17 protein-coding genes are annotated in these 24786 nt (G+C 69.5%); 13 read left to right on the top strand and 4 right to left on the bottom strand.

The window, feature by feature from the left end; all coding sequences use genetic code 11:
• Nucleotides 1-61: 61 nt before the first annotated feature.
• The 5 genes from CEK66_RS08505 (at nt 62) to CEK66_RS08485 (ending at nt 6704) form a co-directional block, all read left to right on the top strand.
• A complete protein-coding gene (locus CEK66_RS08505; protein ID WP_152236607.1) occupies nt 62-658 on the top strand; it encodes an MFS transporter permease in 597 nt (198 codons plus the stop codon).
• A gap of 152 nt (nt 659-810) precedes the next feature.
• The gene (locus tag CEK66_RS08500; RefSeq protein WP_053069717.1) at nt 811-1527 is read left to right on the top strand and encodes a YitT family protein; all 717 of its coding nucleotides are present in this window, start codon (nt 811-813) and stop codon (nt 1525-1527) included.
• Nucleotides 1528-2097: 570 nt separating this feature from the next.
• On the top strand, nt 2098-3432 hold the full coding sequence (locus tag CEK66_RS08495) for a hypothetical protein (RefSeq protein WP_226978541.1): 1335 nt from the start codon (nt 2098-2100) through the stop codon (nt 3430-3432).
• Nucleotides 3433-3469: 37 nt separating this feature from the next.
• On the top strand, nt 3470-5539 hold the full coding sequence (locus tag CEK66_RS08490; protein ID WP_152236605.1) for a LodA/GoxA family CTQ-dependent oxidase: 2070 nt from the start codon (nt 3470-3472) through the stop codon (nt 5537-5539).
• Nucleotides 5540-5588: 49 nt separating this feature from the next.
• Nucleotides 5589-6704, top strand: coding sequence for an FAD-dependent monooxygenase (locus CEK66_RS08485; RefSeq protein ID WP_152236603.1), 1116 nt, complete (start codon nt 5589-5591; stop codon nt 6702-6704).
• A 209-nt stretch (nt 6705-6913) separates the two neighbouring features.
• Here the strand turns inward: CEK66_RS08485 and CEK66_RS08480 are convergent, their stop codons facing one another.
• Genes CEK66_RS08480 through CEK66_RS08470 form a run of 3 tightly spaced genes read right to left on the bottom strand, consistent with a single transcriptional unit; the run spans nt 6914 to nt 10478 of the window.
• Nucleotides 6914-8077, bottom strand: coding sequence for a hypothetical protein (locus CEK66_RS08480; RefSeq protein WP_226978540.1), 1164 nt, complete (start codon nt 8075-8077; stop codon nt 6914-6916).
• Between the two features lie 53 nt (nt 8078-8130).
• Nucleotides 8131-8670, bottom strand: coding sequence for a DNA-3-methyladenine glycosylase I (locus tag CEK66_RS08475; protein WP_152236599.1), 540 nt, complete (start codon nt 8668-8670; stop codon nt 8131-8133).
• Between the two features lie 14 nt (nt 8671-8684).
• On the bottom strand, nt 8685-10478 hold the full coding sequence (locus CEK66_RS08470) for a DUF4153 domain-containing protein (RefSeq protein ID WP_152236597.1): 1794 nt from the start codon (nt 10476-10478) through the stop codon (nt 8685-8687).
• A 105-nt stretch (nt 10479-10583) separates the two neighbouring features.
• Between CEK66_RS08470 and CEK66_RS08465 the strand changes: the two genes are divergently transcribed.
• From CEK66_RS08465 to CEK66_RS08435, 7 genes are all read left to right on the top strand, one after another.
• Nucleotides 10584-11150 (top strand): YqgE/AlgH family protein, encoded by a 567-nt coding sequence (locus CEK66_RS08465; RefSeq protein ID WP_010344126.1) that lies wholly within the window; start codon nt 10584-10586, stop codon nt 11148-11150.
• A gap of 7 nt (nt 11151-11157) precedes the next feature.
• Nucleotides 11158-11655 (top strand): Holliday junction resolvase RuvX, encoded by a 498-nt coding sequence (gene ruvX / locus CEK66_RS08460; protein WP_152236613.1) that lies wholly within the window; start codon nt 11158-11160, stop codon nt 11653-11655.
• A gap of 19 nt (nt 11656-11674) precedes the next feature.
• Entirely contained in the window at nt 11675-12622 is a 948-nt protein-coding gene (locus CEK66_RS08455; protein WP_152236595.1) for an aspartate carbamoyltransferase catalytic subunit, read from the top strand.
• A 209-nt stretch (nt 12623-12831) separates the two neighbouring features.
• Entirely contained in the window at nt 12832-14832 is a 2001-nt protein-coding gene (locus CEK66_RS08450) for a M1 family metallopeptidase (RefSeq protein ID WP_152236593.1), read from the top strand.
• Nucleotides 14833-15252: 420 nt separating this feature from the next.
• Nucleotides 15253-16317: a polysaccharide lyase family 1 protein gene (locus CEK66_RS08445; RefSeq protein WP_017910646.1), complete on the top strand. Its 1065-nt coding sequence runs from the start codon at nt 15253-15255 to the stop codon at nt 16315-16317.
• 449 nt (nt 16318-16766) lie between these two features.
• Nucleotides 16767-19025, top strand: coding sequence for a methyl-accepting chemotaxis protein (locus CEK66_RS08440; protein WP_152236591.1), 2259 nt, complete (start codon nt 16767-16769; stop codon nt 19023-19025).
• 797 nt (nt 19026-19822) lie between these two features.
• Nucleotides 19823-22075, top strand: coding sequence for a methyl-accepting chemotaxis protein (locus tag CEK66_RS08435; protein WP_152236589.1), 2253 nt, complete (start codon nt 19823-19825; stop codon nt 22073-22075).
• 177 nt (nt 22076-22252) lie between these two features.
• On the opposite strand, the gene CEK66_RS08430 is transcribed toward CEK66_RS08435, so the two are convergent.
• The gene (locus CEK66_RS08430) at nt 22253-22735 is read right to left on the bottom strand and encodes a hypothetical protein (RefSeq protein ID WP_017913824.1); all 483 of its coding nucleotides are present in this window, start codon (nt 22733-22735) and stop codon (nt 22253-22255) included.
• Between the two features lie 513 nt (nt 22736-23248).
• On the opposite strand from CEK66_RS08430, the gene CEK66_RS08425 reads away from it, so the two are divergent.
• Nucleotides 23249-24625, top strand: a complete 1377-nt coding sequence (locus tag CEK66_RS08425; protein ID WP_152236587.1) for an amino acid permease — start codon at nt 23249-23251, stop codon at nt 24623-24625.
• Nucleotides 24626-24786 lie beyond the last annotated feature (161 nt).

The raw sequence follows: 24786 nt of genomic DNA, 5'->3' as shown, positions 1-24786 counted from the left end.
CCCCTCGGGAGAAGGTGCCCCAAAGAGGCGGATGAGGGTACGGTGCGCCAGAATGCGAGCCATGCAAACCGACAACCCCTACGCCGCCCCGGTCGCCGCGCTGCCTGACACCGCGGCCGCTGCGGCACCCGCCGACCCGCTGTTCACGCTGTTCGCGCCCTCGACGGCCAAACTGGCGCTGCTGTGCGCGACCAGCTTCGGCTGGTATGCGCTGTACTGGTTCTACCGCAACTGGCGCGCCTTGCGCCTGCTGTCCGGGCGACGACGCATCTCGCCGGTGTGGCGCTCGGTGTTCTCGCTGCTTTGGGTATTCGCCTGCTTTCGCGGGCTGGAACGCATCATCGGCGCGCAGCGTGGCGCACTGGTCGGCTGGCTGGGGCCGGCGTTGGCCTATGTCTGCCTGAGCCTGCTGGGCGCGTGGCCCTCCGCGTTGTCGCTGTTGACGCTGCTGACGTGGACGCCGGTCGTGCTGGTCAACCAGCGCCTGGCGCGGTTCAAGCAGGCGCGCGGGCTGCCGCGCAGCGCGGCGGAGCGGTTCAACGCCTGGACGTGGACGTGGCTGGCCATCGCCGGGCCGGTGGTGCTGCTGGTGGTGATCTCGATGGTGAGGGCGGTGACCGTCGGCCTCCCCGTCCACATCGCTCTGCCGCAGCGATAGGTCACGAACGCCAGGCGGAATCGGGGAGGCCACAGGGGCGGCATCCGGCATCGACACGCGGCAGGGGCGATCCGCTGCGAGTCTTCAAAGTTTCATATGCAACCACCCCTCGCCTGGTGTCTAATACCGCCCCCCACGCTGTGCCCCCTCCCGTGAGCCTTCCCGATTCCGATCTGCGTCCGGACCTGGACCCATTGCCCGACGACGGCACCGTCGTCACCGCCGGACCGCTGACCCCGCCGCCGGATTCGGCCGGCACCGTGCAGGATGCGCGCGCGCTGCGCCACAGCGTGGCCGAGGACGTGCAGGGCATGCTGCTGGCGACCCTGGTGGCCTCGCTGGGGCTGGCGGTGTTCGCCCATGGCGGGCTGATGATCGGCGGCATGGCCGGCGTGGCCTTCCTGTTGCACTACGCGCTGGGCTGGAACTTCGGCCTGATGTTCGTGCTGGTCAACCTGCCGTTCTACTGGCTGGCGGTGCGGCGCATGGGCTGGGAATTCACGCTCAAGACGTTCGTCGCGGTCGCCGCCTGCGGCCTGCTGACCGATCTGCTGCCGCGCTGGGCGCAGTGGGCGACGATGACGCCGCTGTTCTCGGCGCTGGTCGGCGGCGCGCTGGTCGGCCTGGGCATCCTGTTCTTCATCCGCCACCGCGCCAGCCTCGGTGGCGTCGGCATCCTCGCGGTCTACCTGCAGCGCAGCCGCGGCTGGAGCGCGGGCAAGGTGCAGATGAGCTTCGACGCGGCGCTGATGGCGGTGGCGTTCTGGCTGCTGGCGCCGCAGCAGGTGCTGTACTCGGCGATCGGCGCGGTGGTGCTGAGTCTGGTGCTGATGTTCAACCATCGCGCCGGGCGCTACATGGGCGTGTGAGTCCACGGCCGGTCGCCGTCGCGCGATCGGCAACCCGCGCATCGCAGCACGCGGGGTTCCTTGCGGGGGCGCGAACGTCGCGCGATCTGCCCGTGTTGCGCTTGGTCATGCAGGACATGCACGCAATGCCCGCCGTCCATCGGCGTGCCGCTGCACTGTGCTGGGCACGGCATCGCCCGTGCATGACGGCAACTGTCTACGGAATCTCCGCGGTGTCTACGAAACAGCCTTGCTGTCCAAGTGTGACGCAGCGCATGCTGCTGTCGAAGAAAGGATGAGTGCGCACGGACGGCGCAACGCGATCGCGGGGAGCGCGATCCCACCTGCATGACGTTCACCACGATGTTCGACGCCGCGCCTGCGCGGCGGCGCGGCGCTGCCTGTCCGGCGCGCCGCGACGGCTGCCGGCGCTTACAGCTTTTCCACGGAACGAGGGGCAGTGCGATGAAACGTGCGATGGGATTCGCAGCATTGGTCTGTGTGGTGGTCGCGGCGTGCTCTGCCGTGAATCCTGGGTCGGGATCGAAGCCCGGCAGCAGTGGCGGGACGGTCACGCCGACACCCACGCCCGTGGCGGGATCCGGATCGGGGCCCGCGCCAGGCGCAGCGGCCTGCACGCCGCCGGGGCCACCGGCGCCGTCGTGGTTCCCGCATGCGCAAACGCCGGCGCCGGATTCGGCGGGCTTCGCGTCCAGCAGCAATTGCGAGTTCCATCAGTGGTCGTGGAATACGTTCCTGTGGCTGACCCAGGACGTGGGCGGGCAGCCGCGCTTCCTGAGCATGTCCAGCGATGGCATCGGCGGCGTGGCCGACGGCGTCCTCGATCCGTTGATCGGCCGCTCGCAGCAGGCGCGCACCGTCGAACTGATCGATCAGGCGGGCCCGGACGGCGTGCTGGTGGATCGGCATGGGCGCGCGGTCTATTACTCGATCCATTCCAACGACGTGTTCGGCCAATTCATCGCCAGCAATCACCTGCAGGATCCGAAGGCGTTGCGTGCCTTCGATCCGAAGGCGGCATTTCCGGTCGGCAGCATGACCCTGAAGGCGGCGTGGAAAGTGGTGCAGCTGGGCGAGGACGTATCCACGTTCTATACCCGCCAGGCGCAGATCGCCAAGCTGGGCATGCGCAAGGGCAAGATCATCGCCACCGGCGACACCGAAACCCAGACCGTGGCGCTGGTCGGCTTCCACATCGGCGGCACGGTCGCCGGCCATCCGGAGATGATCTGGGCCACGTTCGAGCACCGCGACAATGCACCGGATGTGGACACGTCGCTCAATCCGGGCCAGCCCGTCTCCGACAAGGACTGGACCTTCTACAAGGCCGGTACCCCGATCGAACAGTGCAACGTCAACGCCGCCGGTGCCGGTGCGCTGACCTTGAACGCGCAGACCCAGACCCTGAGCCCGGTGACCCAGGTCTGCCGCATGGTGCCGTACGGCGGGCAGAAGCCGTGCCCGAGCGGCCAGGACTGCAACATCGCCAACATCCAGTCGATGAACACCTCGGTGCAGAGCCAGTTGAACGACGTGTGGAAGAACTACTTCGAGGTCGGCGCGATCTGGTTCGTGGCCAAGGATGCGTTGGCGCCCAACTGCACGTTCCAGCCGGGTTCGGCCCTGGAATGCATTCCCTCGCCGACACCCGAAGGTGCGCCGCCGCTGCTCACCGGCTCGATCAAGCTGTCCAATTCCACCATCGAGACCTTCACCCAGGTGCAGAGCACGCAGAACAACTGCTTCGCCTGCCACAACACCACCCAGGTGATTTCGCCCGATCCGCGCGCGCAGTCGTTGCCGGGGCTGAACGTCAACATCAGCCATGTGGTGATCAACGACTACTTCCAGGCGCAGTTGCCGCAGAAGGCCCCGCCGGCGGCGCGGCCGTCCACGCCGCGCTGAGGCGCGCCCCTCTCATCCGGATCAGGAGCAAGTCACCATGACCAGCAACGTGTTTCGCGTGCATCCGGCAATCGGCATCGGCCGCGTTGGCGACAGCCAGGAGTTCTATCTCGCTCCGGTGACCGCGGCCGGCACCCGCGGTGCCGACGGGCTGATGGGCGGGCTGCCGGTGCAGCCCGGCACCGAGTCCACGCCGATCACCGCCGAGCAGTTCCGCGACGCCGCCGGCAACGTCAAGCGCCAGGCCGCGCGCTTCCACATCTACGCCTATCCCAGCGGCAGTTCCGGCAGCTATCCCAATGGCGGCGGCGTGCGCGTGGACGTCGGCAGCACGATCGACGGCAAGACGGTCAAGGACATCGTGTGGACCGTGCATCTGGCCAACAAGAAGCTCAACAACTATTCGACGGTGAGCCAGGGCGGCCAGTTTCGCGGCATCGGCGCCTACGAGGAGCCCGGGCTGCTGGAACTGCGCAACCCGAACTATCCCGATGCCGCAAATCCCAGCGATCCCAACGATCCGACACGGTTGCGGCAGTTGGTGATCGATGCAGGCCCGCGCGCGCTCAGCGCCGCCGCGGCGGGCAGCGCCGTGGTTGGCTTCGACATGACCAGCACCGCCAGCTACGCCGATGCCAGCGGCACGATCCACCCGCAGCCGGCCTATCCGGTCAGCTTTCCCTCGATGTTCCATACGCTGCACGAACCGCTCGGCAAGCTCGATTCGTTGGGCGACATGCGCGTGGAGGCCAACGGCGCGCTGATCGTGGCCGGCGGCTTCGCCCGCACCTCGGCGGTGATCGGGGCCGATGGCAGCTATCCGCCGCTGGAGGACGCGACCGAGAACGGCCTGTGGTACGACGACGCGGCCGATGGCCCGGTCAATGCCGTGCTGATCTTCAACGACGGATCCACCGCCAGCGTGCAGGGTGCCTGGTACGTCACCGGCGATCCGGGCTATGCGCCGCAGACCCGCAACGTGGTGTCCACCTGGGACGACGTCTACGACGTGTGGGTGCGCGCACTGGGTCTTGTGCCGTCGCTGTACGCCAACAACGCATTCGTCGCCACCTACCAGCCGTCCTTCAGCGACGACATCCAGCCGATCTTCCACGCGGCGATGCTGCAGCGCTGGAACACCAATCTGCCGTCGGGAGCGGTCAAGGGCCACGACATGATCGGGCAGATCCAGCCCACCGACGATCCGAGCGCGAAGATTCCCAACCTGAAGACGCTGATCCGCGACCCGGCCTCCGCCGCCGACACCGAGACCGGGTCGCCGATGATGCCGCTGTCGCTGGGCGATGCGCAGAAGAGCTTTCTCAGCGTCAGTTCCACGCAGTACTTCCTGTTGAGCCAGTGGCACGGCAAGAACTACGTGCAGGGCGGCGCACCTGTGTTGGGCCCTGGCGAAGCGCTGGACCGCGTCACCCTGCAGAACTGCCTGGGCGGGCGCTACAGCCCGGGCATCGAGGTGTCGTTCCCGATCCGCGACGTCAATCTCTACGTGCAGGACTGGAAGGCCCAGGATTGCGGCCCGTTCCGCATCAACCAGGCCGCGCTGGACTACAGCAAGGCGAGCAAGGGCAGCGCGTTCCTGAGCTTCGGCTATGTGCCGCTGCAAACGCATCCGGTGGAGCCGGGCGACCTGTCCAAGTTCATGTCGGTGCCCTGGCATACCGACTACAACTCCTGCGCCACCCATCTGCCCGATCCCAATCCCGGGCAGCAGACGGTCAATCCGAACAACACCCTGTTCTGGTCGTGGCCGGCCGAGCGGCCGTTCGCGGTCTACCCGGCGGCGCTGTGCCAGGTCGATCCGGACGACAACACCTGGTACCTGGGGCCGCAGGTGTACTCGGTCCGCGGCGTCGGCACCGACAGCCCGTATCCGACCAGAGCCGGACGCTTCCAGGCGTACGCGGACTTCGTCGCCAACTGGGCCAAGGTCGGCTTCGTCGTCAGCGGCTCGCAGATCGCGCCGCCCACCGGGAAGCCCGACTATCCCGCCGACATGCTGCTGGAAGTGGCCAGCCAGTTCGATCCCGGCAAAGAGTTCGTGGCGCCCTGGCCGATGGCGAACATGCCGGTGGATCCGAATCCGTGACCAACGGACGGGGCGGGCTCGCCGGGTCTTGCCCGACGCGGCGGTGGCGATGAACGCAGACATCCGCTGCGCCGTCGCCATCGTCGGCGGCGGCGCGGCCGGCTGCGCCACGGCGCTGGCGCTGGCCGCGCGCGGGGTCGGGGACGTGGTCGTGGTCGACATGGGCCGCGCCGCAGGCTGGCGGCTGGGCGAGGCGCTGGCGCCGACCGCCAGTGCGGCGCTGCAGCGGCTGGGCGTGTGGGAGGCGTTCCTGGCGCAGCGGCCGCTGGCCTCGGCCGGCAGTTGCGCCAGCTGGGGCCGGCCGGAGCTGGGCTACAACGATTTCATCGTCGCCGGCCACGGCAAGGGCTGGCACGTGGACCGCGCCGCCTTCGACGCGATGCTGGCCGCGGCGGTGCCGGCGCAGGGCGGTACGCTGCTGCGCGGCCTGCGCCTGGGCGCGGTCGGCCGCGCCGCCGATGGCGATCACGTGCTGGAACTGCACGAAGAGCAGGGCGGCGTGCGCCGGCTGCGCGCCGGGTTCCTGGTGGACGCCAGCGGCATCGCCGCCGCGGCGGTGCGGCGGCTGGGCGTTGCCCGCAACGAGGTGGATTGCCTGGCCTTCGTCGCCGGTGTGTTCGCGCTGGAGCAGGCCGAGGCGATTCCGTCGCAGGCCTTGCTGGAGGCCTGCGCCGACGGCTGGTGGTATGCGGCGAAGTTGCCGCATGAGCGCTTGATGCTGGCCCTGGCGCTGGAGCCGCGCCGGCAACGGCAGTACCTGGACCGCGACGTGTGGCTGGCGGCGGCGCACCAGACCCGGCACGTCGCGCAATGGTTGGCGCAGGGCGCGGCCCGCGCGCCGGAGGCCGATGGCCTGATCGCCGCACTGGGGCCGTCGGCGATTCTCAGCCGCGTGGTGGGCGCCGACTGGTTGGCAGTGGGCGACGCGGCCAGCGCCTACGATCCGCTGACCGCGCACGGCATCGTCAAGGCCCTGCAGGACGGCGAGGCCGCCGCGCACGCACTGGCAGCGCATCTGCAGGGTGCCGGCCCGGCACCGCTGGCGGCGTACCAGGAGGACGTGTTCGCGCGCTTCCGCGCCTACCTGCGCGAACGCGGGGCGCTGTACGCGCGCGAGCGGCGTTGGGCGCAGGCGCCGTTCTGGCAGGCGCGGCTGGCGGGGTGATGCCGACCGCCACGCCGTGCGCGAGCGGTAGAGGACGCCGGCGCTCAGATTCCTTCAACGCCAACCACTTGCCGGCGGTATGGGGCTGCCCCCGCACTATCCGTGCTCGCGTGCCAACGCCGCCGTTTCCGGCGTGACCCAGCGGGGGCGCATTTCCGCTGCATCGCGCGCGAGCCGGTGGCGACCGATCCGCGGTGATCCGCCCACGTTCACTGCGCGGGCGGTGCCGCTGCGGTCAGCCTGACGCTGCTGCGCTCGCGCTTGGACAGCAGCGGCAAGGTCACCGCCTGCTCGCCGGGCGCGGCGTACAGCCACAGCGCACAGCAGGCAGCGTAGGAGGTCAGGTTGCTGCTGCGGAAGGCGACGATGCTGGCGCTGTAGCAATCCGATCCGTGCCGCAGGCGTATGTCGGCGACGTAGTCGAACGTATAGTGACCGGGCCCGTGCCACGGCCATTGCGCGCGTTCTTCGGGGTCGCTGGTCGCTGCTGGAACCGGGCAGCGCGCGTCCGGGTTCGGCCGGCGTTGCCGGCCCTGTGCGTCGAAGCCGAGGCGCTGCAACTCCCGGTCCGCGACCGCGCGCAGTTGCGGGTGCTGCGTCAGCCAGCGTGCGGCGTCCTGCTCCTCGGTCGTGGCGTTCGCAGTATCTGGCGCAGGCGCCAGCGTATGCCGGTAGCGGTAGCGCACCTGCAGCACGCGGGAGCTGCTGTGCTCTTGTGGCAGCGGCGATAGCGGGCGCGACAGCGTCAGCGTGTCCTGGAAGTAGTCGCCGTCGCGATAGGCGGCATAGCTGCGGCCGTCGATGCGCAGCCAGTACAGGGTCTGATCGCTGCCGCGGCCGTTGATGCTGAAGGTGCCTGTCGCCGGCGCTGTGTCGGGTGCGGTGTTGGGCAGGGCAAGGAAGCCGTGTACGGGGTCGCGGCGCAGCACCGTGATCTCGGTGAACAGGCCAGTGCCGCCGACATAGGATGTGATCACCAGATCGCGTTGCCCGTCTTCGTCCAGATCGAGCAGGGTGTAGTGGTCGTCGCCGTTTTCGGAAACGTCGTCCTGCGCGGTGCCGGCGTCACCCAGGTATGTGCGCACCGCTTGCCATTCGTCTGCGGTGACGCCGGCCGGTTGCACGAGTGGCGCGGCTGCGGCGCCCGCTGCGGCGAGGTCGAAGCTCACGCCAGTGGTGTCCTCATGGTGCTGTAGCACCGTGTCGATCGGCGTGGGGTTGCTGGCCGGTTCGGCCTCGATCTCGCGGCGCAGTTGCTCGAGTACCTGCGGCAGCGTCGCCGTCCCGGGGGCGCCCGCATGCGCGGGCGCCGGGCATGCGGCCAGTGCGAGCAGCGCCGCCGTCGCCCACGATGTCGGCCGTATCCGTGGCATCCACCGTGGTGCGGCGGCGAAGCGCGCAGGCGCAGCAGGCGCTGCTGCGCCGTTCATGCGCTGCGCATCCACGGCGGATCCAGCTGCGCGATGCGCGCGAACGCCGGGCAGTCTTCGCGGTGCGCGCCGGGCAGGTAGCCCAGGCTCATCAGGAACTCGCCGGTGATCTCGCCGCCGGTGAAGCGGAAGGTGCGCTTGAACAGCTTGATCCACTCGGCCTTGCTGCGCGGATGCTGCGCGTCCAGCCAGGTGGCGAAGCTGCCGTGGCTGGCGCGCAGGCGCTGGATCACCTGCGCGTTGTGGATCGCCGCCTGCACCTTGAGCCGGTTGCGGATGATCCCGGCATCGCCGAGCAGGCGCAGCACGTCGGCCTCGCCGAAGGCCGCCACCGTGTCCACGTCGAAGCCGGCGTAGGCGGCGCGGAAGCCGGCGCGCTTCTTCAGCATCAGCTCCCAGCTCAGACCGGCCTGGTTGATCTCCAGCACCAGCCGCTCGAACAGGTCGGCTTCGGCGCGTTGCGGCACGCCGTATTCGTGGTCGTGGTAGTGGCCGTGCACCGGGTGCCCGGGGGCGATATCGCAGTAGCTGCTCATGCGGCGGGTATCCGTCAGTCGATCTGGTCGTTGGGGTCGGCGGGGTACAGCTCGGTCCGCTGGGTGCCGGGCAGTTGCAGGTCGGGCCAGCGCCGCGGCAGCACCTGCAGCTTGCCGTCGCGCAGTGCCTGGTACAGCGCCTCGGCGTTGTCGCCGTGGCGCGGGAAGAAATGCGTCCGCGCCACGTCGCGCCAGCCGCTGCCCGGGTCGGTGTGGATCCGGCATTCGACGCCGTAGCCGGCGCTGGCATTGCACAGCAGCACGTCGTCGTGGCCATCGCCATCCAGGTCGCGGCGCAGCGCCACGCACTGCGCGCCCTCGCGCCGGCAATTGCCGTCCTCGATCTTGCCGGCCAGCAGCGCTTGCCACCAGGCGGCGTCGGGCTCGGCGCTGCCGGCGGCCGGCACGATGCGTTGGCGCACCTGCAGCGGATCGGTGCTGCGCGGCGCATCCTCGTTGTCGCCGCCCCAGCGCTGCTGGCGCTGCAGCACCTGCTGCAGGCGCTCGCGCTGCACCGGATCGTCGGCGAACGCGGGCACCTCGCGCAGCGCCTGTACCGCCCGATAGCCACGGCGGCCGCTGTCGAAGCGCAGGTAGGCCAGGTCCAGTTGCGCGGCGCTGGTGCGGCCATCGGCCAGGCGCTGCAGTTGGTCGCCGACGACCAGGCGGTAGGGGTCCAGCAGCGGCGAGCTGGCCGCCAGCGCCAGGCCGATCACCACCCACGACAACACCCGGTTCACCGGCGCTAGCGGCTGCAGCCAGCGCGCGCCCGGGCGCAGCACCGCCCAGGCATAACCGCATGCGTAGCCGCAGGCGACCACCGCGACCAGCACGCCGGCAAAGCGCTCGGTACTCCAGCCGTACTGCCCGATGCGCAGCCACAGCGCGTACAGCGCCAGCCCTGCGTACAGCGGCAGGCTCAGCAGTCCGGCGTCGATCACCCGTTGCAGCCAGGCCGGGTAGGGCGCGTCGGCGGTGCCGTCCTGGTACACCGCATTGACGAAGACCACCAGCGTGGCCACCACCGCGATCAGGATGCTGGCCGCGGCCCGGGTCTCCCACAGCGGCTGCAGGCCGGTGAACGGCAGGCTCAGCGCGAACAGCACCGCCACGAACGCCAGCAGCGGCAGCAGCCCGGTGCAGATCGCGAACAGGATCTGCCGCATCACCTGCACCGCGCGCTGCTGGGTGCGGCCGATCAGGATGCCCAGGCCGAACATGGTGCCGGTGGCCAAGTAGACGAAGGCGGTCTGCCGGAACAGGTCGCGGAACAGGGTCAGCTTGACCAGCGCGAACAGCGCACCCCACAGCCACAGCACCAGCCAGCAGATCCCCACGAACAGCAGCGCCAGCGCCAGGGTCAGCGCGTTCTGCCAGGCATGCTCGAACAGGTCGCGGTACGGCGCCTGCCAGCGCCCGTGCTGCAGCCGGCACTGCAGCCACGGCAGCAGCACGAACATCGCCAGCGCCACGGTCGCAGCGAACGGGCCCAGCACCTGGCCGGCGCGCAGGCCGGGCGCGCCGGTGGCGTTCCACACCGCCCAGGCGGACAGGGCCGCCACCAGCACCGCCACCGCGACGGTGTGCTGCCACAGGCGCAGCGCGCCCAGGTGCCGCACCGACAGCAGGGTCATGGTCGGCACGGTCAGCACCAGGGTGTACCAGCACACCTGGCCGCCCAGGGAGCCGAACGGCCACAGGCCGCGCTCGGCGCCGCGCTGCGCCAGGTACAGCAGCGCGCCCTGCAGCAGGGCCACCAGCACAATGAAGGCGCGGGTCTGGCGTGGCAGATCGGGGGGCGTGTCCATGCGTGCGTGCTCCTGGGCGACCGGTCGCGGCCGCGGTCGGGCGGATTATGGCAGCCCGCCGCAGCCCGGGCAGCGCGCACGCGGGAGGGACGATAGAATGGGGCCATGTCCGCTTTGCCCACGCCTCTGGCCAACCAACTGCTGATCGCGCTGCCGGCGCTGTCCGATCCCAACTTCGCCCGCAGCGTGGCGCTGATCTGCCAGCACGACGAGAACGGCGCGATGGGCGTGGTGGTCAACCGCGCCTCCGAATACACCCTGGGCGAAGTGCTGGAGCAGATGGGCATCGAGACCATCGACGCCACGCTGCGCGAGCAGGTGGTGCTCAGCGGCGGGCCGGTGCATCCGGAGCGCGGCTTCGTCATCCACGACGGCGCGCATGGCTGGGATTCCAGCCTGGCGTTCGCCGACGGCCTGTACCTGACCACCTCGCGCGACGTGCTCGAGGCGATGGCGCGCGGCGAGGGGCCGCGCAACGCGGTGGTCGCGCTGGGCTGCGCCGGCTGGGGCGCCGGCCAACTGGAATACGAACTGGGCGAGAACAGCTGGCTGACCGCACCGGCCGATGCCGAACTGCTGTTCGAGCTGCCGCTGGAGCGGCGCTGGCAGACCGCGGCCGGGCGCATCGGCGTGGACCTGTTCCGCCTCACCGACTACAGCGGGCATGCCTGAGTCCGGCCTGCCTGCGCCTGGCGCACCCGCGCCCACCAGCGCCGCGCCCGCGACGATCCGCCGCGACGGCACCGTGCTCGGTTTCGACGTCGGTCACCGCCGCATCGGCGTGGCCGTCGGCAGTTGTTTCGGCAACGGCGCGCGCGCGCTGGCGGTGATCGACGTGCATGCGCAGGGGCCGGACTGGCCGGCGCTGGACCGCCTGCACGCCGAATGGCGGCCGCACGGCCTGGTGGTCGGCGATCCGCTCACCCTCGACGGCGCCGACCAGCCCAATCGCAAGCGCGCGCACGCCTTCGCCCGCGAACTCGGCGCGCGCTACCGCCTGCCGGTGGTGCTGGTCGACGAACGCTCCAGTTCGGTCGAGGCCGCGCAACGCTTCGCGGTGGACCGTGCCGCCGGCCGCAAGCGCCGCCGCGACGCCGCCGCGCTGGACGCGGTGGCCGCCGCGGTGATCGTGGAGCGCTGGCTGGCCGCGCCCGACGACGCCATTCCCCCTCCCTGATCCACTGCCCGGACCCGCCATGACTGATCCGCAACTCGATTCGAACGGGCGCCTGCGCCACCTGCTGACCCTGGAAGGGCTGCCGCGCGCGACCCTGCTGCAACTGCTGGACCGCGCCGGGCAGATCCGCGACGCGGCGGTGGGTCGGGTCGGCAAGCGCAACGTGCTGGCCGGCACCGCGGTGTGCACGCTGTTCTTCGAACCGTCCACGCGCACCCGCAGTTCGTTCCAGCTGGCCGCGCAGCGGCTCGGCGCCGACGTGCTGAACTTCGACGCCTCCACCTCGTCCACGCGCAAGGGCGAGACCGCGCGCGACACGCTGAAGAACCTGGAAGCGATGGGCGTGCGCGGCTTCGTCGTGCGCCACCCCGAGGATGGCGCAGTGGAGCGTCTGGCCGAGGCGGCGGGCGAGGGCACCGCGCTGATCAACGCCGGCGACGGCCGCAGCGCGCATCCCACCCAGGGCCTGCTCGACATGCTGACCCTGCGCCACGCCAAGGGTGGCGATTTCTCCAAGCTCAAGCTGGTCATCGTCGGCGACGTCAAGCATTCGCGGGTGGCGCGCTCGGACCTGCACGCGCTGCGCACCCTCGGCGCCGGCGAAGTGCGCGTCTGCGGTCCGCGCGCGCTGCTGCCCGACGACGACACCCTGGACGGCTGCGTGGTCGGCGAGGATTTCGACGCCATGCTCGACGGCGTGGACGCGGTGATGATGTTGCGCCTGCAGCGCGAGCGCATGGAGGAAGGCCTGGTGACCTCGCTGGAGGACTACCACGGCCAGTACGGCCTCACCGCCGAGCGGCTGCGCCGCGCGTCCAAGGACGCGGTGGTGCTGCATCCGGGCCCGATCAACCGCGGCGTGGAGATCACCGACGAGGTCGCCGACGGCGCGCAGTCGTGCATCCTGCGCCAGGTCGCCAACGGCGTGGCGGTGCGCATGGCGGTGCTGGAGACCTTGCTGGGCTGAGCCCGGCGCGCGTCACCCTGCCGTCGTAGGAGCGGCGCTTGTCCCCTTCGGGGATCAGCCGCGACGGGCCTTCCCGGTAGCGCCCATCGCGGCTGAAGCCGCTGCTACTCCGTCTTGCCGAGCATCCGCTGCCGAAGGTGGCGAACGGCACATTCGCGCCACCCCCAATCGGCCTACCATCGGCGGCGATCCTCCCCACGGACGCCACCATGATCCTTGTCCTGCGCCGCGCTGCGTTCGCCGCGGCTTGTGTTTCCCTTGTCGCCGCCGCCCAGGCCGATGCCGCCACTGCCGCCGCCGCGGATGGCGCCGGTACCTACGATCCGCAGGCGCTGTTCGCACCGCTGCAGTTGCCGCAGCCGGCCAACGCCTACCGCAGCGGCGGCGGCGTGCCCGGCCCGCAGTACTGGCAGAACCGCGCCGACTACGACCTGCACGCCACCCTGGAACCGGCCACGCACACGCTGCGCGGCCAGGAGACCATCACCTACAGCAACCGCAGCCCGGACACGCTGGACGTGCTGTGGCTGCAGCTGGACCAGAACCTGTACCGCGTCGATGCCCGCGCCCGCACCCTGCGCGCCGCGCGTGCCGACCGGCCCGCGCCGCAGAGCACCGAGGGCTACCGCATCGCCAAGGTGGAACTGGAGCAGGGCGGCAAGCGCGTGGCGGCCACCTTCCTGATCGACGACACGCGCATGCGCGTGGATCTGCCGCAGCCGCTGGCCAGCGGCAAGGCGCTCAAGCTGCACATCGACTACGCCTACACCGTGCCCGGCACCTGGGGCGGCCGCACCGCGGTCACGCCCACCGCCGACGGCGACATCTACGAGATTGCGCAGTGGTATCCGCGCATGGCGGTGTACGACGACCTGCGCGGCTGGGACACCCAGCCCTACCTGGGCGCGGAGTTCTACCTGGAGTACGGCGATTTCGACTACGCGGTGACGGTGCCGTGGGACTACCTGGTGGCCGGGTCCGGCGAGCTGGTGAACCCCGCGCAGGTGCTGACCGCCACCCAGCGCCAGCGCCTCGCGCAAGCCGCCGCCAGCGACAGCACGGTGACCATCCGCGGCGCCGATGAGGTGGGCACGCCGGCCAGCCGGCCCAGCGCCAGCGGCACCCAGACCTGGCGCTTCCACATGGACCACACCCGCGACGTCGCCTTCGCCGCCTCGCCAGCGTTCGTGTGGGATGCGGCGCGGATCAACCTGCCCGAAGGCAAGCATGCGCTGGCAATGTCGGTGTATCCGCGCAGCGCGGTCGGCAGCGACAAGTGGGGCCGCTCCACCGAGTTCGTCAAAGCCTCGATCGAACACTTCTCGCAGTGGTATCCGTACCCGTGGCCGGCGGCGGTGAACCTGGGCGGCCACGGCGCCGGCATGGAGTACCCCGGCATCGTCTTCGACGACATGGAGGACGGCGGCAAGCAACTGTTCTGGATCACCGCGCACGAACTCGGCCACGGCTGGTTCCCGATGATCGTCGGCTCCAACGAGCGCCGCCACGCCTTCATGGACGAGGGCTTCAATACCTTCATCGACGTCTACGCCTCCGACGCGATCAACCATGGCGAATTCGCGCCCAAGCGCGATGGCGAGTACGCGCCCGGCGGCGGCAACCCGGTGGACGAGATCCTGCCACTGCTGGCCGACGCGCAGGCGCCGACCCTGCTCGATCGCGCCGACGCCACCAGCGAGAAATACCGGCATCCGCTGACCTACTTCAAGGGCGCGCTGGGCCTGGTGCTGCTGCGCGAGCAGATCCTCGGCCCGGCGCGCTTCGATCCGGCGTTCCGCAAGTACATCGCCAGTTGGGCCTACAAGCACCCGACGCCGTCGGATTTCTTCCGGCTGATGGAGAGCGAGGCCGGCGAGGACCTGAGCTGGTGGTGGCGCGGCTGGTATTTCAACAACTGGCAGCTGGACATGGGCGTGCGCGCGGCCGCTTACGTCGATCATGATCCGGCCAAGGGCCTGCTGGTGACCTTGGGCAGCCGGCAGAAGCTGGTGATGCCGGCGACCCTGCGCATCGACTTCGCCGACGGCAGCCATCTCGATCAGCGCGTGCCGGTGGAGACCTGGATGCAGCAGACCCAGCCGCAGATCCGGGTGCCGAGTACGCAGAAGGTGCTGCACGTGACCCTGGATCCGGACCATGTGCTGCCCGACGCCGACCGCAGCGACAACCGCCTGGACACGGTGAGCTGAGCGTGTCGCGGCCATCCGGCGCCTGTTCGGCGTCGGATGGTCCGCGCAAACGTGCTGCGGCCGCAACATTCGCGGCCGCGCAGCGCCGGCGTGCGCTTGTCCCCCGCGCGGTGCGCCGACGGCGATGGCGATGCGTGCGATGCACGGCCGTTCGCCGTCGTTGCCGGCGAGGTGCGTCCAACGCAGCGTGCGTGCGGGAAGCCTGTCCCCGGCTGTCGCTGTCTGTCTCCTGCGGACCGTGCGTGTCCGCTTGTCCTGTCCCGCGCGGCGAACGGAGCGCAGGGTTCCAGTTCTGCGTCGCGGCGATTGCACCGGCCGCCGCGCGCATTCCAAGAATGCCGCCGGCCCCCACGCCCCGTGCCGGCGCATGCATGCACTGTCATGCGTCCTGCACTCATCGCGACAGATGGGAGAGACATCATGCAGCAGCAGTTCCGCAGGGGCGCACTGGCGCTCGCTCTGGCCGTCGGCGCCGCCCCGGCCTTCGCCGGCCCGGTCGGCTACGGCGCCAACACCACCGGTGGCGGCAACGCCATTCCGGTCAACGTCGCCACGATGGAGGCGATGCAGGCGGCGATCGACAACTACGCCGGCTCCGGCGGCCTGGTGCTCAACTACACCGGCAGCTTCAACTACGCCAGCATCACCGACGTATGCACGCAATGGAAGCTGCCGGCCAAGACCGTGCAGATCAAGAACAAGCGCGACATCACCATCAAGGGGGCGAACGGCTCCTCGGCCAACTTCGGCGTGCGCGTGGTCGGCAATGCGCACAACGTCATCATCCGCAACATGACCATCGGCCTGCTGCCCGGCGGCGAGGACGCCGATTCGATCTCGCTGGAAGGCAATTCCAGCGGCCAGCCGTCCAACATCTGGGTGGACCACAACACCATCTTCGCCTCGCTGACCAAATGCCCCGGCGCCGGCGACGCGTCCTTCGACGGCGGCATCGACATGAAGAAGGGCGTCAACCACGTCACCGTGTCGTACAACTACATCCACGACTACCAGAAGGTCGCGCTCAACGGCTACAGCGACAGCGATACCCAGAACGCCGCGGCGCGCACCACCTACCATCACAACCGCTTCGAGAACGTGGAATCGCGCCTGCCACTGCAGCGGCGCGGGTTGAGCCACATCTACAACAACTACTTCAACAACGTCTTCACCTCCGGCATCAACGTGCGCATGGGCGGGGTGGCGCTGATCGAAGCCAACTACTTCGAGAACATCAAGAACCCGGTGACCTCGCGCGACAGCAGCGAGATCGGCTACTGGGACCTGATCAACAACTACGTCGGCAGCGGCATCACCTGGACGGTGCCGGAGAGCACCAGCAAGCCCTACGCCAACGCCACCACCTGGATCTCGTCCAAGACCTATCCCGAGTCGCTGGGTTACATGTACACGGCGATCCCTGCCGCGCAGGTCAAGGCCAAGGTCATCGCCACCGCCGGTGCCGGCACCAACCTGGCCGAGTAAGGCACGCCGCCTCCGCGCCCGACGGCGCGGAGGCCGGTCGCCCGGGCGGTCGCGGATATATGCCGTTTACGACATTCTTGGTGTGCGCGTGGCGACGCCTGCGGCGGTAAGTGTGACGTGCGCCGGCGCCGATAGGGCGCCTTCTAATCCTTGTTTCACATGGAATTTACGAGTGCGCAACGGTGGCGTGAGGGAGACGCGCAACGTGTACATCGTAGTCACGATGCTGAGGGAATTTAGAAAACTGTGCGCAGTTGCGCATCAAGATTCTTTGCGGGTCGCCGTTACCTAGTACGAGTACCCGCATGGGACACCCCGATGCGGCCGGTGCTGGAAGTGTCTTTTCCTTCTTCTCCGTCGCATCGCGCCCAGGCCGTTGGCCCGAGGGTGTCCTGCGCGATCCAGGTCGTGGCGCGGGCTGCTCTCCTTTTCTTACTTGGTGGCCCCTCATGATCGGAATCCTGCAACGCTACAACGTCGGGACGCGGCTCGCGTCCGCCTTCGGCGTCCTCATCCTGCTCTCCTGTGCGCTCGTCGTCGCCGGGCTGCTGACGCTGAAACAGGCGCGCGAGATGATGGACACCATCGTCAACCGGCGCATGCAGATCCTCGATTACACCGGCGAAATGCGCAATGCCAGCGCACAGGTGGCGGTCAATCTGCGCAACATCGTGCTGCCGACCACGCAGGAAGAGAACGAGCGATTCGCCAAGGCCGTCGACCAGCAGCGCCGCTACTACGGTGAGGTCCACGACAAGCTCTATGCGATCCCGGTCAGCGATGCCACCGGCGCGCAGATGCGCAAGGCCATCGACGACGCCTACGATCGGACCCGTCTCGCCAACCAGAAGGTCCTGGACCTGGGCATGGCCAACAAGGCCGATGAGGCATTGAAAGTCCTGATGGCGGAGGCCGGACCGGCGACGCAGCAATGGCAGGAGGCGATCAATACCTATGCCAACCGGCAGCGCACGCGCGGTGCCGAGGCCTACGCCGGCGCCAACGTCGCGATGGACCGCGGCCGCAGCCTGCTGGTGGCCGGTGGCGTGCTCGTGGTGCTGGTCAGCGGCCTGCTGGCCTGGCTGATCACCCGCAGCCTGACCGTGCCGCTGACCCGCGCCACGCGTGTCGCCGAGGCCATCGCCAGCGGCAAGCTCGACAACGACGTACGCACCGACGCCCGCGACGAAACCGGACGTCTGCTGGTTGCGATGCAGGGCATGCAGCAGCAGGTCAGCAACCTGATCGGCGCGCAGTTGGAAATGGCCAAGCGCCATGACGCGGGCGAAGTCAGCCATCGCATCGAAGCGCAGGCCTTCCCGGGCGACTACGGGCGCATGGCGGCCGAGACCAATGCGCTGGTGGCCTCGCACCTGGCGGTGAAGACGCGCCTGGCGCAGATCATGGGCCGCTACGCGATCGGCGACCTGTCGCAGGACATGGACCGCCTGCCTGGCGAGGAGGCGGTGCTGAGCCAGACCATGGACGAGGTCAAGGCCAACCTGTCGGCGATGAACGGGCAGATCAAGCAACTGGCGACGTCCGCCGCCGACGGCGACTTCAGCGCGCGCGGCGACGCCGAGCGCTTCCAGTACGACTTCCGGGTGATGGTGGACAGCCTCAACCAGTTGATGGCCACCGCCGATGGCAACCTGCAGGCGCTGTCGACCCTGCTGCAGGCGATCGCCGCGGGCGATCTGACCGCGCGCATGCACGGCGACTTCCGCGGCGTGTTCGCGCAGATGCGCGACGACGCCAACGCCACCGCCGAACAACTAGCCGGCATCGTCGGCCGCATCAAGCATTCGGCGGTGTCGATCAATGCCGCGGCCAGCGAGATCGCCGCCGGCAACGACGATCTGTCGCGCCGCACCGAGCAGCAGGCCGCCAGCCTGGAAGAAACCGCAGCCTCGATGGAGGAACTGACCTCCACCGTTCGCCAGAACGCCGAGCACGCGCGCCAGGCCAATCAGCTCGCCGCCGGCGCGGCCTCGGTCGCCTCGCAGGGCGGCGACGTGGTCGGCCAGGTGGTGACCACCATGAGCGGCATCGAGGATGCGTCGCGGCGCATCGCCGACATCATCTCGGTGATCGACGGCATCGCCTTCCAGACCAACATCCTGGCACTCAATGCGGCGGTGGAAGCCGCGCGTGCCGGCGACCAGGGGCGCGGTTTCGCCGTGGTCGCCAGCGAGGTGCGCACGCTGGCGCAGCGCTCGGCCAGCGCGGCCAAGGAGATCAAGAGCCTGATCGACGATTCGGTGAGCCGCGTCGCCGAAGGTTCGGTCCTGGTCGACCGGGCCGGCAAGACCATGACCGAGATCGTGACCTCGGTGCAGCGTGTCACCGACATCATGGGGGAAATCTCCGCCGCCTCGCAGGAGCAGTCGGCCGGCATCGAGCAGGTCAACCAGACCGTGACGCAGATGGACGAGAGCACCCAGCAGAACGCGGCCTTGGTGGAAGAGGCCAGTGCGGCGGCGCGCTCGATGGAGCAGCAGGCGGTGGAACTGAGCCAGGCGGTGGCGCTGTTCAAGCTCGACGCATCCGCGGCCACGCCGGTAGCGCAGGCACCGCGGCACCAGGCCACCGCGACGCCCGCGGGCAAGCGCAACGTCCTTCCGGCAGCGGCCAAGGCCGCACCTGCGCGGCGTGCGGCGCAGCCGGCGGCGGCGATGGCGCTGGACAAGGATTGGCAGGAGTTCTGAGCCGCACGGCGCCTGTCATCGGCGAGCGGCGCAATGCGCGTCGCTCGCCTGTCGCGTGGCGGTTGCCTTGCGGCTGCGGGTGCCGCATCCCGCAGATCCGAGGATGTTCCACTGCGGTCGCGATGCCGTGCCTGCCTTGGCGCGGCACGCTGTTTCTGACCGACGCCCAGGCCGCGCGCGTGGGCGTCCTGCTGCGTCCTCACGCCTGCGTGGGGCTTACGCGCGTGTTGCCCGCGTGAGCATCCAGCACGTCGTCACGTGCGCCGCTGCCGTGCAGCAGACGCCGTGCGCGTGATGCGACGCGTCCCTTGTCCGACAGCATCGCTGCCGCCGTGGCTGCGGCCGCGGGTTCCCGGCCGACGCTGCGAAGTGACCGCGATCGCGTTCCTGGCCTTCGCATCGCGTGTCGAGGTCTCCGTTGTGCGGCCAATCGGAAAACTTTTTCCTCGCTGCGACCTCGCGCCGCAAGCAAGCGTCGTGCCGGCCGTTGCAACATCACGTGCACGCGGCATTCACGCGAAAACGCCGATCCGGACGCAGTGCGAATGGCCTCTCCACATCCCTGTGATGTGCCTGAGGACGTTCAATAAATTCCGTGCAATCGCCTCTCAAGTCCCCGCGCGGGGCGCCGTTACATCGCCCGCACATCGAGCGGGATGCGTCATCAAGCGTCTGATTCAAAACGCTTTTTCACGACTCATTCATCTCGTTCGATGCGGGCGCGCACAACGGCGGCTGGTCGGCGTGCGTGGTCCGGGGCGTTCCATCGCCCCTCTCATTCCCCCAAAGGCCATTCCATGATTGCATTCCTTCAGCGCTACAACGTCGGTGCCCGGCTCGCCACCGCGTTCGGCATCCTCATCCTGTTGTCCTCGGCGCTGGTCGTCGCCGGGCTGCTGACCCTGTTCCAGGCGCGCGAGCGACTGGACGGCATCGTCAACCGCAACATCGCCGCCATCCGCGCGTCCAGCGACATGCTCAACGCCAGTTCGGTCGTGGCCATCAATGTCCGCAACATCGTGTTGCCGACCTCCCAGGAAGACAACATCCGCTTCGCCAAGGTCGTCGTCGAGCAGCGCGCACGCTACCAGGAGGCGCGCAAGCGGGCGGGCGCCATCCCCAGCGGTGCGCAGAGCCAGGCCGTGCTGGAGGACGTCGATCGCGCCCGGCAGATGACCGTGGACGTCAACAACCGGGTGATGGATCTGGGCATGCACGACAAGCCGGACGAGGCCCTGGCCCTGCTGATGCGGGAGTCCGCGCCGCTGACGCAGAAATGGCAGGACGCCATCGCCCGCTATGCCGATCTGCAGGCCACCCGCAGCAACGAGGCCTATGCGGAAGCGACGGCGGCGATGGCGCGTGGGCGCGCCATGCTCATCGCCGGCGGACTGGCGGTGGTGCTGGTCAGCAGCCTGCTGGCGTGGCTGATCACCCGCAGCCTCACCGTGCCGCTGGCCCGCGCCACCCGCGCCGCCGAGGCCATCGCCGACGGCCGCCTGGACAACGACGTGGCCACCGACGCGCGCGACGAGCCCGGCCGCCTGCTGCTGGCGATGGGCCGCATGCAGAACCAGCTGCAACGCTTCTCCCGCGAGACCGTGCTGATGATCGAGCTGCACGCCGACAAGGACATCAGCCACCGCATGCCGCAGGACTTCCCCGGCGTGTACGGCGAACTGAGCAAGGGCATCAACACCATGATGTTCGAGCACCTGGACGCCATCGTCGAGGCGGTCGAGATCCTCAACGAATACGCCAACGGCGATCTGCGCCGCGACGCGCGCCGCCTGCCCGGCAGCCGTGCGGTGCTGCACGAGTCGATGGATGCGGCCAAGGCCAGCCTGCTGGCGATCAATACCGAGATCAAGCGCCTGGCCGCGGCGGCCGCCGCCGGCGACTTCAGTGCCCGCGGCGATGCGGCCAGTTTCCAGCACGACTTTCGGCTGATGGTGCAGGACCTCAACGCGATGATGGAGGTCAGCGACCGCAACCTGGGCAAGCTGTCCGCCCTGCTGCAGGCGATCGCCGCCGGCGACCTCACCGCACGCATGCACGGCGACTTCCACGGCGTGTTCGCGCGGATGCGCGACGATGCCAACGCCACCGCCGACCAGTTGACCGGCATCGTCGGCCGCATCCAGACCGCCGCGGTCAGCATCAATGCCGCCGCCAGCGAAATCGCCACCGGCAACGACGACCTGTCGCGCCGCACCGAGCAGCAGGCCGCCAGTCTGGAAGAAACCGCCGCGTCGATGGAGGAACTGACCTCCACGGTCAAGCAGAACGCCGAGCACGCGCGCCAGGCCAACCAACTCGCCAGCGGCGCGGCGTCGGTCGCGTCCCAGGGCGGTGCCGTGGTCGGTCAGGTGGTCGAGACCATGAGCGGCATCGAGGCCTCGTCGAAGAAGATCGCCGACATCATCGGCGTGATCGACGGCATCGCCTTCCAGACCAATATCCTGGCGCTCAACGCGGCGGTGGAAGCGGCGCGTGCCGGCGAGCAGGGCCGCGGGTTCGCGGTGGTCGCCAGCGAAGTGCGCACCCTGGCGCAGCGTTCGGCCAATGCCGCCAAGGAGATCAAGACGCTGATCGACGATTCGGTGACCCGCGTCGCCGAAGGCTCGGCGCTGGTCGACCGGGCCGGCAGCACCATGCAGGAGATCGTGGCGTCGGTGCAGCGGGTGACCGACATCATGGGCGAGATCTCGGCGGCGTCGCAGGAGCAGTCGGCGGGCATCGAGCAGGTCAACCAGACCGTCACCCAGATGGACGAAAGCACGCAGCAGAACGCGGCGCTGGTGGAAGAAGCCACGGCGGCGGCGCGCTCGATGGAGCAGCAGTCGGTGGAGCTGACCCAGGCCGTGGCACTGTTCAAGCTGGACGGCGCGCCGGCTGCGGCGCCGATGCCGGCTCCGTTGCCGCGCGGCAGGCACGCGACGCAGACGATGACGCGCAGTCCGCGCCCGCAGGCCGCGGTCGCACCGGCACGCCGCGCGCCGTCGTTCGCGGCGGCGGTGGCGCTGGACAAGGACTGGCAGGAGTTCTGAGTCGTTGCGGTCCGGTCGCCGGACTGTCGTTGGTGCGGCCGCCTTCCTCGGAAGGCGGCCGCACGCGTTTGCCGATCGCTCGCCGGGCGACGGGGCCGATCAGGGCACCCGCGTCCGCCGATCGACGGCGCTGGGTCACGCTGCGGCCGCCGAGCGCGGCCGCAGCGCGGTCGGCACTTACTGCGGCGGCTTGGTCTGCGGGCTCTTGATCACGTACGAGGTGATGTACTCGCCGTTGGAGCCGTAGACCACCACGATGGTGGTGTTGGCGTCGCGGTAGACCACGGTGGCGTTGCACGGGCAACTCGCTGCGGCGGTGACCATGCCCAGCGGCTGGTTCTTCGCGTCGTTGACCGCGATCATCTGCTCCTCGGCGGCACTGCCGATCGGCAGCCGTGCCTCGGTGCCCGGCGTGGCGGTGAGCACGGTGATGACCTCGTCCCGCAACGAGTTGATCTGCACGAAGCGCAGGCCGGCCTTCTCGAACGTGTAGACCTTGAACAGCGGCGACAGGCTGACGTTCTTCTTGCCGATGGGCAGGCGTTCGCCCATGCCCTGGATGGCATCGGCGGCGTTGAGCGGTGCGCGCTCGGCGGCCTGCAGGCAGGGCGCGGCCAGCGCGGCCGCCAGCACCGTCAGGGTCAGCAACGGTTTGATCATGGTGTCTCTCCTTGTCTGGATGGTACGGACCTGTACGCCATGGGACGAGCGGCAGCCGTGGTCCTTTCCGGCCTGAGCGCCCGCAACGGGCCGTCTCCCGGTCCGTCGTCGCCTGCCGTCCTCCTGGCTCCGCGTGCCCTCATCGGCTGGTACGGAGACAGGAGATTCGGCGGGCGTCGAGTTCAGTATTTCTGACGTTAGTATCGCTGTCAATATGCAAAATCAACGAGATGGAGCGAAAGCTCGTGATGGCTGCAGGTAAGGCAATTCCGTACCTGTCGGGCATCGAACGGTGCCGTCGTCTTGCCGGACGTGGGAGGGCCGCCAGCAAGGTGCTCGCCGTCCGCCGCGGCGGTGTGCATCGTGGCCGCGTGCGCGGATCCGCGCTGCGTTGCAGCAGCCATGCCGCCGCTGTGCGCCGATCCGCGCTCGCAGGCGGCCAAACGCGCGCGTAGCCGCACGGCATCGTCGCCAGCCTGTATCGTGTCGCGTTTTCCGCACCCGACCGAGCCGATGCCGCATCCGTCCGCGCCTGTCCCGCCTGCCGCCGCACCCGCCTTGCGCCATGCGCTGAAACCGCGGCAACTGATCATGATGGGATTGGGCAGCGCGATCGGCGCCGGCTTGTTCCTGGGCTCCGGCGTCGGCGTGCACGCGGCAGGGCCCGCGGTGCTGATTTCCTACCTGGTCGCCGGCGCGCTGGTGATCATCGTGATGAACGCGCTGGGCGAGATGGCGGCGGCCAAGCCGGCCAGCGGCGCGTTCTCGGTGTACGCCGCCGACGCGATGGGTCCGACTGCCGGCGCCACCGTGGGCTGGCTGTGGTGGCTGCAGTTGGTGATCGTGATCGCCGCCGAGGCCGTGGGCGCCGCCGGCCTGCTGGCGACGGTGTGGCCGGGCTTGCCGGTGCCGGCGGCCGCGATCGCGTTCATGGCCGCGTTCACCGCGATCAACCTGCTGGGCGTGCGCAATTTCGGCGAGTTCGAATTCTGGTTCGCCATCCTCAAGGTCGCGGCGATCGTCGGCTTCATCCTGGTCGGCATCGCCTTGCTGGCCGGCTGGCTGCCCGGGGTGGCCTCGCCGGGCCTGTCCAACGTCACCGGCAACGGCGGCTTCGCGCCGAAGGGCCTGGCTGGCATCGGTGCCGCGCTGCTGGTGGTGGTGTTCGCGTTCGGCGGCACCGAGATCGTGGCGGTCGCCGCGGCCGAGACCGCCGATCCGGAGCGCAGCATCGCCCGCGCCATCCGCACCGTCGCCTGGCGCATCCTGGTGTTCTACATCGGCTCGCTGAGCGTGATCATCGCGGTGGTGCCGTGGCAGAGCGAGGCGCTGAGTTCGCCGTTCGCCGCGGTGCTGCAGGTGGCCCGGATTCCCGGCGCCGCCACCGGCATCACCCTGATCGCGGTGATCGCGCTGCTGTCGGCGCTCAACGCCAATCTCTACGGTGCCTCGCGGATGATCTTCTCGCTGGCCCAGCGCGGCGAAGCGCCGCGCGCGCTGGCCGCGTCCAGCCGCCAGCAGGTGCCGTGGCTGGCGGTGCTGGCCAGCGTGCTGTTCGGCTTCGTCGCCGCGGTGCTGGAACTGCTGTATCCGAACCGTGTGCTGCCGGTGCTGCTGAACATCGTCGGCGCCACCTGCCTGCTGGTGTGGACGATCTCGCTGCTGTCGCAGCTGATCCTGCGTGCGCGCGCCGACCGTGCCGGCACCCGCCTGCCGTTCCGCATGCGCGGCTATCCGGTGCTCACCGTGCTGGCGCTGGCGATCCTGGCGCTGATCTTCGGCCTGCTGGTGGCCTCGCCGGATACCCGCACGCAGTTCCTGTCGATGGCGGCGCTGACCGCGGTCATTGCCGTGGTCAGCGGCGTGGCGCGGCGGCTGCGCGCGGGGTAGGGCGCGCGCTCCAGCGGTGGCGGCATGCCGTGGTGGGAGGGACTTCCGTCCCGACGCGCGAGGGTGTCGGACGGCGTCGGGCTTCGCTCGTCGCGACTGAGGTCGCTCCCACAGGCGGGGGCTCCGCACGCGTCATGTCTGCTGCCGTAACAGCGGCGCTC

Source organism: Xanthomonas sp. LMG 12460 (assembly GCF_009192895.1).
Lineage (GTDB): Bacteria > Pseudomonadota > Gammaproteobacteria > Xanthomonadales > Xanthomonadaceae > Xanthomonas_A > Xanthomonas_A sontii.
The sequence above is the reverse complement of the archived record's forward strand: the minus strand, read 5'-3'. Positions and strand labels throughout refer to the sequence as shown.

Bases quoted from the DNA above. Each gene is read 5' to 3' on its own strand.
- CEK66_RS08450 (WP_152236593.1), top strand. From the start codon at position 12,832: ATGATCCTTGTCCTGCGCCGCGCTGCGTTCGCCGCGGCTTGTGTTTCC.
- CEK66_RS08490 (WP_152236605.1), top strand. From the start codon at position 3,470: ATGACCAGCAACGTGTTTCGCGTGCATCCGGCAATCGGCATCGGCCGC.
- CEK66_RS08505 (WP_152236607.1), top strand. From the start codon at position 62: ATGCAAACCGACAACCCCTACGCCGCCCCGGTCGCCGCGCTGCCTGAC.
- CEK66_RS08480 (WP_226978540.1), bottom strand. From the start codon at position 8,077: ATGCCACGGATACGGCCGACATCGTGGGCGACGGCGGCGCTGCTCGCA.
- CEK66_RS08475 (WP_152236599.1), bottom strand. From the start codon at position 8,670: ATGAGCAGCTACTGCGATATCGCCCCCGGGCACCCGGTGCACGGCCAC.
- CEK66_RS08465 (WP_010344126.1), top strand. From the start codon at position 10,584: ATGTCCGCTTTGCCCACGCCTCTGGCCAACCAACTGCTGATCGCGCTG.
- CEK66_RS08445 (WP_017910646.1), top strand. From the start codon at position 15,253: ATGCAGCAGCAGTTCCGCAGGGGCGCACTGGCGCTCGCTCTGGCCGTC.
- CEK66_RS08425 (WP_152236587.1), top strand. From the start codon at position 23,249: ATGCCGCATCCGTCCGCGCCTGTCCCGCCTGCCGCCGCACCCGCCTTG.
- CEK66_RS08435 (WP_152236589.1), top strand. From the start codon at position 19,823: ATGATTGCATTCCTTCAGCGCTACAACGTCGGTGCCCGGCTCGCCACC.
- CEK66_RS08470 (WP_152236597.1), bottom strand. From the start codon at position 10,478: ATGGACACGCCCCCCGATCTGCCACGCCAGACCCGCGCCTTCATTGTG.
- CEK66_RS08440 (WP_152236591.1), top strand. From the start codon at position 16,767: ATGATCGGAATCCTGCAACGCTACAACGTCGGGACGCGGCTCGCGTCC.
- CEK66_RS08485 (WP_152236603.1), top strand. From the start codon at position 5,589: ATGAACGCAGACATCCGCTGCGCCGTCGCCATCGTCGGCGGCGGCGCG.
- CEK66_RS08430 (WP_017913824.1), bottom strand. From the start codon at position 22,735: ATGATCAAACCGTTGCTGACCCTGACGGTGCTGGCGGCCGCGCTGGCC.
- CEK66_RS08455 (WP_152236595.1), top strand. From the start codon at position 11,675: ATGACTGATCCGCAACTCGATTCGAACGGGCGCCTGCGCCACCTGCTG.